The organism is Dasania sp. GY-MA-18 (assembly GCF_024734385.1).
Lineage (GTDB): Bacteria > Pseudomonadota > Gammaproteobacteria > Pseudomonadales > Dasaniaceae > Dasania > Dasania phycosphaerae.
The window spans coordinates 88331-101301 of the sequence record NZ_JANHAP010000009.1 but is presented as its reverse complement, the minus strand read 5'-3'; the positions used below and the strand labels follow the sequence as shown (position 1 = coordinate 101301).

At 46.2% G+C, this 12971-nt stretch carries 16 protein-coding genes; 5 read left to right on the top strand and 11 right to left on the bottom strand.

Annotated elements, in window-relative coordinates; translation table 11 throughout:
• Nucleotide 1 precedes the first annotated feature (1 nt).
• The 4 genes from NO559_RS11865 to NO559_RS11850 all read right to left on the bottom strand — a co-directional run bounded on the left by NO559_RS11865 (nt 2) and on the right by NO559_RS11850 (nt 3422).
• Nucleotides 2-349, bottom strand: a complete 348-nt coding sequence (locus NO559_RS11865) for a RecX family transcriptional regulator (RefSeq protein WP_268904979.1) — start codon at nt 347-349, stop codon at nt 2-4.
• Entirely contained in the window at nt 346-1569 is a 1224-nt protein-coding gene (locus NO559_RS11860; RefSeq protein WP_258332054.1) for a site-specific integrase, read from the bottom strand. Before NO559_RS11860 ends, NO559_RS11865 begins: the two co-directional genes overlap by 4 nt.
• Nucleotides 1570-1641: 72 nt before the next feature.
• Nucleotides 1642-2130, bottom strand: a complete 489-nt coding sequence (locus NO559_RS11855; protein WP_258332053.1) for a hypothetical protein — start codon at nt 2128-2130, stop codon at nt 1642-1644.
• Nucleotides 2127-3422 carry a hypothetical protein gene (locus NO559_RS11850; protein ID WP_375542739.1) on the bottom strand — a complete coding sequence of 432 codons (1296 nt, stop codon included), beginning with the start codon at nt 3420-3422 and terminating at the stop codon, nt 2127-2129. Before NO559_RS11850 ends, NO559_RS11855 begins: the two co-directional genes overlap by 4 nt.
• Nucleotides 3423-3742: 320 nt before the next feature.
• On the opposite strand from NO559_RS11850, the gene NO559_RS11840 reads away from it, so the two are divergent.
• On the top strand, nt 3743-3997 hold the full coding sequence (locus tag NO559_RS11840) for a hypothetical protein (RefSeq protein ID WP_258332052.1): 255 nt from the start codon (nt 3743-3745) through the stop codon (nt 3995-3997).
• On the opposite strand, the gene NO559_RS11835 is transcribed toward NO559_RS11840, so the two are convergent.
• Nucleotides 3994-4554 carry a regulatory protein RecX gene (locus NO559_RS11835; protein WP_258332051.1) on the bottom strand — a complete coding sequence of 187 codons (561 nt, stop codon included), beginning with the start codon at nt 4552-4554 and terminating at the stop codon, nt 3994-3996. The two genes, NO559_RS11840 and NO559_RS11835, sit on opposite strands and share 4 nt — an antisense overlap.
• A 36-nt stretch (nt 4555-4590) precedes the next feature.
• A complete protein-coding gene (gene recA / locus NO559_RS11830) occupies nt 4591-5655 on the bottom strand; it encodes a recombinase RecA (RefSeq protein ID WP_258332050.1) in 1065 nt (354 codons plus the stop codon).
• A gap of 408 nt (nt 5656-6063) precedes the next feature.
• Here recA and NO559_RS11825 point away from each other — a divergent pair, with 408 nt between their 5' ends.
• The 4 genes from NO559_RS11825 (at nt 6064) to NO559_RS11810 (ending at nt 10720) form a co-directional block, all read left to right on the top strand.
• Complete coding sequence (locus NO559_RS11825) at nt 6064-6801, top strand: HAD family hydrolase (protein WP_258332049.1); 738 nt, start codon at nt 6064-6066, stop codon at nt 6799-6801.
• 6 nt (nt 6802-6807) lie between these two features.
• Entirely contained in the window at nt 6808-7536 is a 729-nt protein-coding gene (locus NO559_RS11820; RefSeq protein WP_258332048.1) for an AzlC family ABC transporter permease, read from the top strand.
• Nucleotides 7529-7837 (top strand): AzlD domain-containing protein, encoded by a 309-nt coding sequence (locus NO559_RS11815; protein ID WP_258332047.1) that lies wholly within the window; start codon nt 7529-7531, stop codon nt 7835-7837. The genes NO559_RS11820 and NO559_RS11815 overlap by 8 nt, the downstream gene beginning before the upstream one ends.
• A 354-nt stretch (nt 7838-8191) precedes the next feature.
• A complete protein-coding gene (locus tag NO559_RS11810; RefSeq protein ID WP_258332045.1) occupies nt 8192-10720 on the top strand; it encodes a TonB-dependent siderophore receptor in 2529 nt (842 codons plus the stop codon).
• A gap of 97 nt (nt 10721-10817) precedes the next feature.
• Here the strand turns inward: NO559_RS11810 and NO559_RS11805 are convergent, their stop codons facing one another.
• The 5 genes from NO559_RS11805 to NO559_RS11785 all read right to left on the bottom strand — a co-directional run bounded on the left by NO559_RS11805 (nt 10818) and on the right by NO559_RS11785 (nt 12955).
• Complete coding sequence (locus tag NO559_RS11805) at nt 10818-11192, bottom strand: hypothetical protein (RefSeq protein ID WP_258332044.1); 375 nt, start codon at nt 11190-11192, stop codon at nt 10818-10820.
• Nucleotides 11193-11373: 181 nt separating this feature from the next.
• Nucleotides 11374-11679, bottom strand: coding sequence for a cytochrome c (locus NO559_RS11800; protein ID WP_258332043.1), 306 nt, complete (start codon nt 11677-11679; stop codon nt 11374-11376).
• A gap of 19 nt (nt 11680-11698) precedes the next feature.
• Complete coding sequence (locus NO559_RS11795) at nt 11699-12259, bottom strand: CBS domain-containing protein (protein ID WP_258332042.1); 561 nt, start codon at nt 12257-12259, stop codon at nt 11699-11701.
• A 4-nt stretch (nt 12260-12263) separates the two neighbouring features.
• Nucleotides 12264-12617, bottom strand: coding sequence for a hypothetical protein (locus NO559_RS11790; protein WP_258332041.1), 354 nt, complete (start codon nt 12615-12617; stop codon nt 12264-12266).
• A gap of 47 nt (nt 12618-12664) precedes the next feature.
• On the bottom strand, nt 12665-12955 hold the full coding sequence (locus NO559_RS11785) for a hypothetical protein (protein WP_258332040.1): 291 nt from the start codon (nt 12953-12955) through the stop codon (nt 12665-12667).
• Between the last annotated feature and the right edge of the window lie 16 nt (nt 12956-12971).

The window sequence follows — 12971 nt, the reverse complement described above, 5'->3', positions numbered from 1 at the left end:
ATCAACTTTGACCAATCGGCACCTTCTTCAGCGAAGGCTTCATCAATGATTGAGTCACTAACTTTTTTTGGCGTAGCTCAGCTCTAATACGTAATGGGCCATGGTATTTATTAATACCTGACCGAACTACCATCTCAACATACCTCAAATCATCCTGCAAACCCTCTTCGGCTAATTCCTCTAGCTCCTGTTCGATCAATACTTTAGAACCAGGAAATTTCCGAGTAAGTTTTGTGGTTAGCTCCGACAGGGACTGTTCTCGGCGCACTAATAACTTTATCGCCGCATACCTTATATCTGCTGGCGTTTTCTCCTTTTCCTTCCTGAAGCCCTCAACAAACCCAATCATTTCACCATAACCTTTTCCAATTTAGCTTGAGTTAATGCAAGCTCGCGTTTTAGGTTAATATTTTCTGTTTCTAGTTGAGACCTGGGAGGCTTATTAGTACTTTTAACAATTTCCTGCGCCCTCAAGTAATGCTTAAGGAGTGTCTTGTTGTCATAGTTTAATGAATGACCTGCTTCTTGAGAGACAATTAATAGAGCTTCTTGCTGACCAATACCTACTTCGACTAAATCGATAAACCTCTCGGTCAGGCCAAGCGCCCGGCCATCATGAGGCCTTATGCCATATTTTTTTAATATTTCATTGATTGAATTAGGCTCAAGCCGCCTACCCGTTTTCAATGAAGGAATGAGAGGCTGGCCTTTTTTTGATTTAGGCAGCAATACTTTTAACGAGGTATTGATATACTCTTGAATGTCTTGCCATAAACCATCAACATAAATACTAATATCACGCTCTTTATAAATTTTTGTTTTTTTCAGCGTTATAGCCACTCTTTTTTCGCCAGGCCTAGGAGTAACTTGGAATTGATCAACCTCTAGATAAACCACTTCTTCACGACGCAGCGTTGATTCACGCAACAATCTAATCAGTATTTCATCGCGATGATTTAATGCTATTGATTTAAAATCACAGCCATCTATATCATGATTGATAACCATATCAAGTGCATTATCCCAAGCGATACTATCTCCTTTGGGGCCTCGGTTGCCGGCTGTGGATTTCAGCAAAAAAGGTATGGAGTACTTTCGGCTGCCAGTACCGGGCTCTAATGCTATACGGTATTTCCTCTTTGATTTCCCTATGTCGTTAATACCTATCATCCCCGACCTCAAACCAGCCGTATTTTCCACCCACCAGAGAAAACCAATAAAATCACTAATATACTCATTGATTGTTTCGTTTTTTATATCATTTTTTTTATCAGTACCCGTTTTTATCAAGCTCTCCCTTACAAGAATAAGGATACTGTCTGTTAATCGATCCCACTTAAATCCCTTATTACGCTCAACACGCTGTATTCTATTGAGCATATTTTTCACACTGTAAGCAATCCCACCGATTGTCTTTTCAATATTGCGCCGCTTTATTGTGGCCAGATATATCATGTACTGATTGAATTCATCCAGCGGAACACCTTTCTCATCAATCAAGAAGGGCAACCCAGGGAGTTCGACACCTCTGCATTCATAGTCCTCCTGGGTGTAGATGAGCTTATACATGAAAGACAACCAATAGATCTAAAACTCCTGCGAGCACCAAGTCTTCTCGAATTCTACCCTGATTACCCTTCATCATATCGACCTCAGGCTTCCTGACTGATTGACAATACCTTTAAGCCGCTTTATTTCAGCATCCCTGTCTTCCACGACACTTGCTATTTGTTCAGTAAGATCGGTGACCTTTGCATGCAACTCCAAATTGACCCCGGCCAACGTAGACAATTGCTTCTCCAGCTCTTTGATTTCGCTCTTATAAGCCTCTTCAACACTAGAAGGAATTTTAGGGCTCTTAACTTCCTTGCATAGCTTTTCAATTCTATTTTTAAAATGCCTGTTGTGAGACTGATATATAGTGCTGCGATTAACAGGTTCTAAACCTTCCACCTCCCATTCAACAAATGCGTTAAGAGACTTTGGCAACCCACCCATAGGCAGTTTTTTCTTTTTATGCCGTTTGACCTCTTCCTCAAAGTAATCAACCTTTGAGGCTATATTACTGGAGGCTTCATACTTAACAGCTTCTGCTTGATCCACCAAGGCCTTAGGCGTTTCAGTGCTCATTGTTCTCCCACTACCGCGTTCAGTATGATTGAATCTCCGTAATCATCGCCTTGTATTACCTCAGAGGAAATATCGTTTTTAATATCATCAACACTGAATAGATTGGGACAACCTTCGCACAAACTTGCAGACGCCTTATGGCACATAACATGACCATCACTAAAGCAACTACTTAGCTGTTTTCTACCGGGGGAGTGCCCCAAACACAGCCCTTCACTTATGAATTCCAACGTTAACTGACCTACCTCAACGACACTCATTGCCAGTTCTTTTCGCTTCTCCGGGACAACATTGATACCGCCATTAGATAACAACTTATCCTTAAACTCTGCTGCTATTGGCCCAGAGATACCGCCATCCTCTATCGACATTGCTAGCTTTCTGGCGATATACTCCTGCTCCACCTCCCTGAAAATTCGCCCTGTTTCCCGCTCTGTCAGGTAGATCTGTGTCATAGACCAGTCGGCATGCCTTAATTCATGCATTAGTGCTTCGGCATCACCGCCTTTTTCGTAGCGATAAAAAAACATAATGGCAAAGAAACGACGAAATTGGTGCTCACTGAATTTAAATCGCTCTCCATTCTCGTCACATTCAACACCTATAAAATCCTGAAAACTGTCAATGGACCTTGTCAATCTATCCATATTGACCGGAGCGCGCTCAAAGGTATCATTAAATCGAAATAGTGAATCAGAGTCACTTTCACATCTACCGCCAGCACTTAGTCTTTCCAGTGTTTTAAGTGCCTTTCCGACCAACGAAGTATGCACAAACCAATCTTCTTCACGATCAGTTTTCCCCACATAGAACTTCACACGCCAACAACTACCATCTTGCTTAAAGGATTTTGTGGTCAAACCAAACACTTCATGCTCACGACGGGCTGAGAATGCAAATATAATTAGCAAGCAGCTTAACGGAAGAAACTGATATAGAGCTTTTTGAAGTGACAAACCACTATGAGGCAACTTACGATCATAGGGATCGAGAAGATTTCTCTTTCTACTATCAAACTGTCCTTTTGACAACCCAAGCTTCTCCATAATATCTTTTGGCCTGTCGCCAGCTGCAACATCGACATGTTCACAGCCACCGTAATAACGCTTGCCGGGGTAACCCTCGGCGTACTTATTTGTTAGCGCCGAGCCCTGGGCTTGCATAACCAAAGGGCTGGTATAGTTTTCAGATGCAATCAGCTCAATATGTTTTTCCTGCCTAACCTTCTCAGCCTGCATGGCATTCCAGAGTTCAGCATCAAAATCTTTTATTTTATTATTTTCATTAAACACTGCTATTTACCTCATCAATAGACCGCCCGTACCTAAAAACAACCTTAAATTAATAGCCAAAATTGGCACTGCGGGAGCCATCCTAACGAAAAAATAAAATGAGCAGTTGCTCCAATACGACCAAATCTGTTTATTTGCGACAAGCAAGCAGAAAAGCCAGGGCTACAAAATTGCCGCTTTAAAGTGCGCTGTTTAATCTAGTAGCAACCCAAGCCTGTGTCGCCATTAAGGCAGGCTTATAAGCAGCTTGCTGGGCATATAGCCCACGATCTAATGAATAGGGAACACATCCCAAATAACTAAACTATAAGCATATTATTGTGATGAACCCGCCCACATTTGATGCAGGACTCCAGCAGTGTTTTTTTATGAAAAACCCGCTACATAGGCTTAACCCATTCAATTTTTATACTGCCGGGCTAGGCACTTATGCGGCCATAAACAAGCTATCGACTGACAGCAATGGCAAGCCTAGATACGATTTAGCTATTGGGAAAAGAGGCAATAAAGAATATTGTCATTTTAATACAAGCCGCCTTTGCACAAAGGCGGCACAAGAAGCCAAGCGGGATTAAACCTTAGCAAGATCTAACAAGTGGATAAACTGATCAAAGCTAAAACCCCGGCTTTGCATAAAACGCATACGCCTAGCTTTTTCTTTATGATCAACAATAGGCTGGCCTTGGTATTTACGCTCATATAAGGCCTGAGCCAGTGCAAACCACTGATCCTCTACCGCCTCTAAGGCCAAGGTAATTTGCTCGGACTTTAAGCCTTTTTGCTGCAGCTGTTGCCGCACCACCATAGGGCCCTTACCACTGTTTTTTTTGCTATTAATAAACGCTTCCACAAAACGCTCATCGCTTTGCAAGCCCTGCTCACGCAGGATTTGCAATTGTTCTGTAATTAGCTCTGGAGGATGGTGTTCAGATTTAGAGAACTTGCTACCCAACTTGGTGAGCAGCTCTTGATAACCGTGCTCACGCCTAGCTAGCAAGTTCATTGCTGCCAGGCGTATATCACGAGAGGGATTTTCGGGCTTTAGTTGAGGCTTTTTTTTGGGGCTTTTTTTTGAGCTTTGTTCAGGCTCTAGCTCGCGTGCCGCGTCATCAGCTTGATGATAATTTTCCATAACAGCACGCCCGCTAGTTAGCCAGCTCAGGCAGGCTTATTCAGCCGCCACAGCTTCTGCTTTTGCTGCCGCGGCCTTGCTGGCCACATCGGCTTTTTCAGCGTTGCTCATGGGTGCAACCAGTAGCTCAGCACGAATTTGTTTTTCAATTTCGTTGGCTATTTCCAAGTTATCGCTTAAAAAGCGCGCCGCATTAGCTTTACCTTGGCCTATTTTGTCGCCTTTATAGGCATACCAAGCGCCAGACTTATCCACCAAGTTAAGCTTAACGCCTAAGTCTATAACCTCACCCATGTGGTAAATACCTTTACCGTAGTGGATTTGGAACTCAGCCTGCTTAAACGGTGGTGATACTTTGTTTTTAACAACTTTAACGCGGGTTTCGTTGCCTATCACTTCTTCGCCATCTTTAACGGCACCGGTGCGGCGTATATCTAAACGCACCGAAGAATAAAACTTAAGGGCATTACCACCAGTGGTGGTTTCAGGGTTGCCAAACATCACCCCTATTTTCATGCGGATCTGGTTGATAAAGATGGCACAACAACCGCTGTTTTTAATATTGCCGGTAAGCTTACGTAAGGCTTGTGACATTAAACGCGCCTGTAAACCTACATGGTGGTCGCCCATATCGCCTTCGATTTCAGCTTTGGGGGTTAACGCGGCTACGGAGTCGATAACAATCATATCTATAGAGCCGGAGCGCACTAGCATATCGGTAACTTCTAAGGCCTGCTCACCGGTATCGGGCTGCGATACGATAAGATCCTCTAGGTTTACACCCAGGGCCTCGGCATAAATAGGGTCTAGGGCGTGTTCGGCATCAATAAAAGCACAGGTGCCGCCCTGCTTTTGACACTCTGCGATAGCTTGCAGGGTCAGTGTGGTTTTACCTGAAGACTCAGGGCCATAAATTTCAACAATACGGCCTTTAGGCAAGCCGCCTATGCCTAGGGCGATATCCAAACCCAGAGAGCCGGTAGAAATAGCCGGTATGCGCTCTACAGGCTTATCGCCTAGTCGCATTGCGGTACCCTTACCGAATTGACGTTCAATCTGGCCTAGTGCTGCTTGTAGGGCTTTTTCTTTATTGGTATCCATAATTCACTCTCTTGTTTTTGTAGATCGCAGATCTTGTTAATCGTTTACGGCTTAGCTCAAGCTCGCATATTACCTTTTGCTTGCTGCCTGCTTTTTTACTGGGTGCCTTCTCAGCCTATATACCAGCAGCTTATACGCCACTTTAACCCTGCAAAAACACTGTATAGGCAAACAGTGAAAAGAACTGTACACATAAACAGTTATTTTGGCAAACATCTTTTTGCACTTTTTAGCCCTTTTTTCGGGCTGCGGCCCAGGGGCTAAATTGCCAGCCTAGTTTAAGGGATTTGATCAGCGCTAGCTACGACTCTATGCAGGCGGCCAGGCCATTAATAATCACTGCACGGCAAGGCTTTCGTGGCGGATTTCCGTATAATGCCGGTTCGCCCAGTAACCACGGAGTCCACTATGCTAAAAGCCCTATTCCTAGACATGGATGAAACCCTATGCGACACCCTAGCCGCCAATGCTGAAGCCACCCAGCGCCTAGGCCAGCTAGCCCAACAAACCGTAGGTGCTAAGGATGGCCAAGGCTTTGCCGAGGCTTATGTAGCGGGCATTTATCGGCAGTGGAGTGAGGCACAAGCAGCCAAATACCTGCCTATAGCTGAAGTCAGCGAGCAACAATTTCGCCTGCAACTGATCCGCGATTTACTGGCTGAGCAGCACATCAGCCAAGTGCCCGATGCTAGCGCCCAGCGCCTATTGGATTGCTTTGATAACGAGCGCTTAGCCGCCTTAAAATTCTACCCCGGCATTGTTGATTTTTTAATCAACGCCAAAAAGCTATTCACCCTGGTGGTGATTACCAACGGCCCTGAATACTCGCAAATCCCCAAGCTGGATAAGCTGAAACTAGCCGACTATGTAGACCATATAATTATTGGCGGCCAAGAACCCGAGCAAAAGCCTGCCCGCTCTATTTTTGAGAAAGCATTAACTCTAGCCAACTGCGAGGCCCATGAGGCTATACATGTGGGTGACAACCTAGCCGCCGACATCGCCGGTGCCCACAGTGCCAATATCACCTCGGTATGGATACAACATCAGCAGCCGCTAGATGCCGAGCTGGGCATTAACCCTCACCACACCCTGATTAGCCCCGACGAGATACCGGCGCTAATCCGCGAATTACACCCCCACTAAACCGCTATGCCTAACGCCGCCTACCGCCACAGCTTTTATAAGGGCCTGATCGCAGGCCTGCCCCTGAGCTTGGCGGTATTACCTTGGGGGATATTGGCAGGCTCACTAGCCATAGAGGTGGGCTTGCGGGTCAGTGAGGCCATAGCCATGTCGGCACTGGTCTTTGCCGGTGCCGTACAACTGGCAGTGCTGGGCATGCTAACCAGCGGTGCAGGGCTACTCAGCATTTTATTAACCAGCTTTATGATTAGCTCGCGCCATTTGCTGTACGGTATGGCCATGCGGCCACATATCGCGCAACTCAGCCTGCCCTGGCGGCTAAGCCTGGGCTTTTTGTTAACCGACGAAATGTTTGTACTGGCCTCCCCCAAGGGCGGCCAGTTTGACCGCTGGTTTGCACTGGGTGCGGGTTTGGGCTTTTACCTAAGCTGGAACTTGTGGACACTGCTGGGCATAGTCATAGGCCAACAGCTCAACGACTTGGAAAGCTGGGGCTTGGATTTTGTAATTGCCGCCACGTTTATTGCCCTGCTAATCCCCGCCATCAAAAACAGCTCCAGCTTATTGGCAGCCTTAATCGCCGCACTGTTATCAGTGCTGTTTAGCTGGCTGCAACTGCCCGGCGCTTTACTGTTGGCCGCGTTAATTGCTATGGCTTTAGCGTATTTACTGTCACCCTTAATCGATCAGCAAGCTAGCTCGTTAGTACAAAGTGAGCAACAAGCTGATGATTGAACTCTTGCTACTACTTACCCTGATTACCTTTGGCTGCCGCTATATTTTTTTAGAGCCCAAGCTACCCATACGGCTGGGCTATAAGGCCAAGCATTTTTTATCCTACTCGGCCCCCGCCGTACTGGCGGCCATTGCCTCCCCCATACTGTTTATGCCTGCCGGGGAGCTGGCGCTGCATTTACACAACCCCTATATATGGGCCGCAGTCGTGGCCATTTTGATTATGCTTAGCACCCAACAGATGCTGCTTACCGTTAGCTTAAGCTTTATTGTTTTTATCGCTTTAGGACAGTACTTATAAGCCTTACAGTGCTGGCTCACCACTCCATATAAAATATCTCTATAAAAAATATTTTTAATAGCAATTGAGTGTTAAAAAAGGCGCTGATCCCACCAGCCCTGTATAAAAAAACGACTAGGCTTAAAGTTGTGCTGAACAGAGAATGGCCTAATCACTTTTGACAACCGCGCTCATTATTACACCGGCACCATGGCGTAAGGCGGGTTGATAACCGCGTTCATATCGCAGCATTAGTAGCTTCTCGGTTTAGCCTTTTAGTTAAAACAATAATGGCAGTCATTAAACGCGCCCCCGGGAGAATGGCATATGAATACGCATAGGAAATCATCGTTATACTTAGCAGTATCTGCGGTTATGGCAGGACACATACTAAGCTACACCCCCACCTCTTTAGCCCAGCAAAATCAAAGTGCCCAACCCACTTTAGAAGAAGTGGTGATTATAGGCTCCCGGGTAAAAGGCCGCACCGCCGAAGATCTACCCGTACCGGTAGACGTGCTGAGCTCTAACGCTTTAGAAACTACTGGCCATACTGAAGTAGGCCGCATGCTGCAATCACTGGCGCCTTCCTTTAACTTCTCCAGTTCATCCATTAGTGACGGCACCGATGCCCTAAGGCCAGCCACCTTGCGCGGCTTAGGCCCCGACCAAACACTGGTGTTAATTAACGGCAAGCGCCGCCATCAGGCCTCGTTAATACACATCAACACCTCAGTAGGCCGCGGTACCGCAGGGGTAGATATGAATGCGATACCTGCCGCCTCTATAGAACGCATAGAAGTGTTACGCGATGGTGCTGCCGCCCAATACGGCTCAGATGCGATTGCCGGGGTGATTAATATTATTCTTAAAAACTCTGACGAGGCCGGCAAGGTCAGCCTCTCTTACGGCGAATATAAAGAAGGCGATGGTGAAACCACTAACCTAGACGTTAACAAAGGCTTTGCCATTGGTGACGGCGGTTTTATCAATGCCACCTTTAATTTTCGCGACCGCGGTAACACCAACCGCGCCGGCAAACAAGGCACCTGTGTGTTTGAAGATTGCGATGCGCTTAGCGATAGTAATGGCAATGGTTTTCTTGAAATTACCGACCCCCGTGAAATCACCTTTGATCGCGACACCTTTCGCATAGGTGATGCCGAGTCCGAACAGTATGCAGCCACCCTGAATGCCGCCCACCCTTTAGGCAAAGGTGAGGTCTATGGTTTTATCACCTACTCCAGCCGTGAAAATGAATCGGGTGCGTTTTATCGCAACCCGAACTCTGGCTCAGGGTCTTACTTAGCCGATGGTAACAACGTAATCCCCAATGGCTTTTTGCCCTTAATAGAGTCACAGATTGATGACATGTCGTATAGTTTGGGTTACACCATGGATTTCGATAATGGCATGTCCATGGATATCTCTTACACCGACGGCACCAATGAAATTGATTACAGCACCAACAACTCGATTAACTATTCCTATGTAAACTTTTTGCGCTTCGGCCAAGGCATGAGTGATGCCGAGATACGCGCCAGCATACCTCGCTCAGCTGATGCCTATGGCTTAGAGCTAGGCTTGCAAACCATCAACTTGGATTTTACACACAGCTTAGGCGAGTTAAGCCTGGCCTTTGGTGCCGAAATGCGCACCGACGATTATAAAATTAAACCCGGCGACGCCTATGCCTATAGCGATTTTGACACCAGCGGTGCCACCTCACTCTACGCCCAAGACGCCAGTGGTGGCATACAGGGCTTCCCCGGCATTAGCCCCAGCTCGTCGGTGGATGAAGAGCGCGATGTTATGTCGGCCTATATAGACGGCGAATATCAAGTTAACTCCGACCTAATAATCAGTGCAGCTGCACGTTATGATGATTACGATGGCTTTGGTGATACCACCAACTTTAAACTGGCCGGTAACTGGGCCGTTACCGATATGGTGAGTTTACGTGCCGCCGCCAGTACCGGCTTTCGCGCCCCCTCTATGCAGCAACTGTATTTTAATAATATAGGTACCCAATTTGTTAGCGACCCCAGCAACCCTATGGGGCCACAAATTCCTGTGCAAGTGGGTACGTTTAGAAACGACAGCCAAGTAGCCAAAGATATAGGCATACCCGAGCTAAAAGAAGAAGAGTCCGTCAACACTAGCTTCGGTATTATTTTAAGCCCCAGCGAGCAAATCAGTATCACTATCGATTACTACTCTATTGATATAGAAGATCGCATCGTTATTAGTAATCAATTAGATGGCAGCCTCAGCACAGACTTAGATAATGCCCTGATTGCAGCAGGTGCCGGCTCGGCACAATTTTTCTTAAACGGTGCCGATACTGAAACCACAGGGGTGGACATTATTGCCACATACAGTGGCTGGGAAATTTTATCTGGCTCGGTAGATGTTACCTTAGCCGCTAACTTTACCGATACCGAAGTAACCGATATATACAGCCCTGATTCATTGGCAGAAATACCCGCCAATGTGGTATTTAGCGACCAGGATATTTCCATCATTGAAGAGTGGCAGCCTAAGGATCGCATCTCTTTAAGCACGCTGTATGTTAAAAATAACTGGCAGGTATCTTTAGCTTTTAACCGCTACGGCGAGTACACGGTGCTAGATGGCGAGGAACAAACCTACAGCGCCGAAATACTCACCGATTTAAATGTGCGCTATGAAATAGATGAAAACTGGAGCGTCAATATAGGCGGCAATAATATCTTTGACGTTTACCCCGATAAAAACGAAATAGGTAATAGCCGCGGTGGTGCCCTAGAAAGTGGTGGCACACCCATAGTTAACAGCCCTGGGGTATTTACCTACTCACGGCGCTCCGCCCCTTTTGGTTTTAATGGCGCTTATTACTACGGCGGCGTGAGCTATAACTTTTAACGGCGTGTAACACTCAACAAAGGCCCTTAGGCTTAGCCCTAAGGGCCTTTTTTATATCTGCAGTTTTAACTATTAATAACCGCTATAGTTAGAGCCATCAAAAAATCAGCACTAACAAAACAATGGCTGCCATTAGCAGCAAAGTATTGCGTAATACGCGCGCTTTGGTGAGTACTGGCTTTTTGTGTTGCTGCTCTTCCTGTATTAACCTGGCCATTAAAGCGTCTATATCACCACTACCCAAGCGCTCTGGCTTCACCTTAATGCTAGCACCATCAGCCTGCGCACTGGCCGCTTGCACCGCCTGCTGCACAGCTGCTTTGGATTGCTGATCACAACGCTGCACCAACTCTAGCAAAGCCAATAACTGCTGTCGGTCAGCCACCGGCATTTGCTGCACCGCCAGACTGTCATCCGCGCTTAACTTATAGGCCTGGCCGTTGATAATGCAGGTAATAGGGGCTGTACTCATACACTAAACCTATCTTTATTAATACTCAGCTTTGTTAATACTCAGATTGTTAATATTCAGACCAAGGCATCATGCCCTGCCCCGTATGTGATAGGCAAGTGTAGCAAGGGTAAAAATGCGAGCCAAAAAAACAGCTCGCACAGTTATAGGCCTTTATAAAAGCAGCTTAACGCTTTGCCGCTCACAAACTAGCGAAGTAAGCAGCCAAATTAGCTATATCCGCATCGCTTAAAGGCTTGGCCATGGCCGACATCACCGGATCGCTGCGGCTACCACTGCGAAAAGCTTTGAGTTGCTTTTCTATATAGGGCGCTTTTTGCCCCGCCAAATTGGGGTAGCTAGCAACGGCGGAAATACCCGCCGCGCCATGGCAAGCGGCGCACATAGCCGACTTAGTCTTACCTGCACTCACATCTACGGCCACCGCGCTATAGCTAGCTAAGCTAGCGCAAGCCACCAGCAAGTAACGATTTACTGATAATTTCATTGTTAACCTCGCAATATAATTAGTGCTGCTTGTGAGCAAGTACATGAGTAAAACTAGACCTAACTTCTATATCAGTAGGCAAGTGCAACTTTTTGGCAATATCGCTGGTTGATAACACCCCACGAATACGCTGCTGCTCTCTATCTATTACCAGACCTTGCTGTTGGCCACTGTTTTTAAAAGCCTGAATCACATCCTCTATACTGGCCAATGACAGCTCGGCATAGTCAAAAGCTTTTAGCTCGCTTTTACTACGCATAAAGTCGCTCACTAATAGTTCGTTACGTTTAAAACCCTGAGACAGTTTTTTCACTATCTCCTGCTCACTCAAATCCTCTTTATTAACAATGCCACTAAAATGATCCGCTTGATCAACCACAAACATCACATTGACATGCGAGCTGTGCATAAGCTTTTCCGCCTCTAGCGCCGTAGCCGTGGCGGCGATTAGCAAAGGCTCATGCTCAGCAAAATCATTAAAGATGGTTAAAGCGGGTGAATACTCCGTCAGCTCACTGGCCATCATGGGCCGGGCTAACTCATTGATAGTGTTACTGGCAAAGAAATTTAATTTTTTCATGTTACTAGGCTCCTATGGCTGCATGTATGGCTGCATGCTGGTAGGTTTTTAGGCAGCGCGTATGGCTATTATTTATGTGTATTAATTTGATGATAGTGCGCTCTTGCGCGCGATCAAAAGCCAGCTCCTTACTAGGCTGGTACGCATAAATATCGATGGGATGTTTATTAGGAATATGTATAGAAATATGACAAGCAATAACATCATCGCTATTGCCATGTTGTTTTTCTTTACTAAACACAACCTGAATACGCGTGATATTAGAGGCATAGAGCGAGTAGGATAATAATTCCTGGCCTATATGATGGCGCAGGCGTTTATCCTCCGTTCCATGACGAAAGGTAATAGATACAATCATTAGAATGTACTCCTAAGTAAAAAATGTTCCGGCTAGCCGGTGCAAAATTAACTTAGGAAAAAAGGAGGGGCGCGAATGCTATTATGAGTGCGGTAAGCCGAGTATAGAAAATACTGGGCGGTAGCTATACAGCCTTTAGCTGCGGGCTTTAGGGTAAAGGGTTTGGCGGCTAGGCCGTCTTCTTCGGGGCTATCAAGCTCATTAGCAGCATTTGCCCTGGCCTGATCCATGCAAACAACATTGCTATCCAGCAAACCATCCGCATTGGCGGGATAGCCTGCATCTGCACCGGCGCTAGCCGCGAGAAACAATGTTAAGTATAAAAACAACTGTGCCATGAAAAATACTTTGCTG

Excerpts from the sequence above, each read along its gene's own strand:
- NO559_RS11825 (WP_258332049.1), top strand. The coding sequence starts at position 6,064 with ATGCTAAAAGCCCTATTCCTAGACATGGATGAAACCCTATGCGACACC.
- NO559_RS11810 (WP_258332045.1), top strand. The coding sequence starts at position 8,192 with ATGGCAGGACACATACTAAGCTACACCCCCACCTCTTTAGCCCAGCAA.
- NO559_RS11790 (WP_258332041.1), bottom strand. The coding sequence starts at position 12,617 with ATGATTGTATCTATTACCTTTCGTCATGGAACGGAGGATAAACGCCTG.
- NO559_RS11805 (WP_258332044.1), bottom strand. The coding sequence starts at position 11,192 with ATGAGTACAGCCCCTATTACCTGCATTATCAACGGCCAGGCCTATAAG.
- NO559_RS11835 (WP_258332051.1), bottom strand. The coding sequence starts at position 4,554 with ATGGAAAATTATCATCAAGCTGATGACGCGGCACGCGAGCTAGAGCCT.
- NO559_RS11785 (WP_258332040.1), bottom strand. The coding sequence starts at position 12,955 with ATGGCACAGTTGTTTTTATACTTAACATTGTTTCTCGCGGCTAGCGCC.
- NO559_RS11860 (WP_258332054.1), bottom strand. The coding sequence starts at position 1,569 with ATGTATAAGCTCATCTACACCCAGGAGGACTATGAATGCAGAGGTGTC.
- NO559_RS11815 (WP_258332047.1), top strand. The coding sequence starts at position 7,529 with ATGATTGAACTCTTGCTACTACTTACCCTGATTACCTTTGGCTGCCGC.
- NO559_RS11855 (WP_258332053.1), bottom strand. The coding sequence starts at position 2,130 with ATGAGCACTGAAACGCCTAAGGCCTTGGTGGATCAAGCAGAAGCTGTT.
- NO559_RS11865 (WP_268904979.1), bottom strand. The coding sequence starts at position 349 with ATGATTGGGTTTGTTGAGGGCTTCAGGAAGGAAAAGGAGAAAACGCCA.
- recA (WP_258332050.1), bottom strand. The coding sequence starts at position 5,655 with ATGGATACCAATAAAGAAAAAGCCCTACAAGCAGCACTAGGCCAGATT.
- NO559_RS11800 (WP_258332043.1), bottom strand. The coding sequence starts at position 11,679 with ATGAAATTATCAGTAAATCGTTACTTGCTGGTGGCTTGCGCTAGCTTA.
- NO559_RS11795 (WP_258332042.1), bottom strand. The coding sequence starts at position 12,259 with ATGAAAAAATTAAATTTCTTTGCCAGTAACACTATCAATGAGTTAGCC.
- NO559_RS11820 (WP_258332048.1), top strand. The coding sequence starts at position 6,808 with ATGCCTAACGCCGCCTACCGCCACAGCTTTTATAAGGGCCTGATCGCA.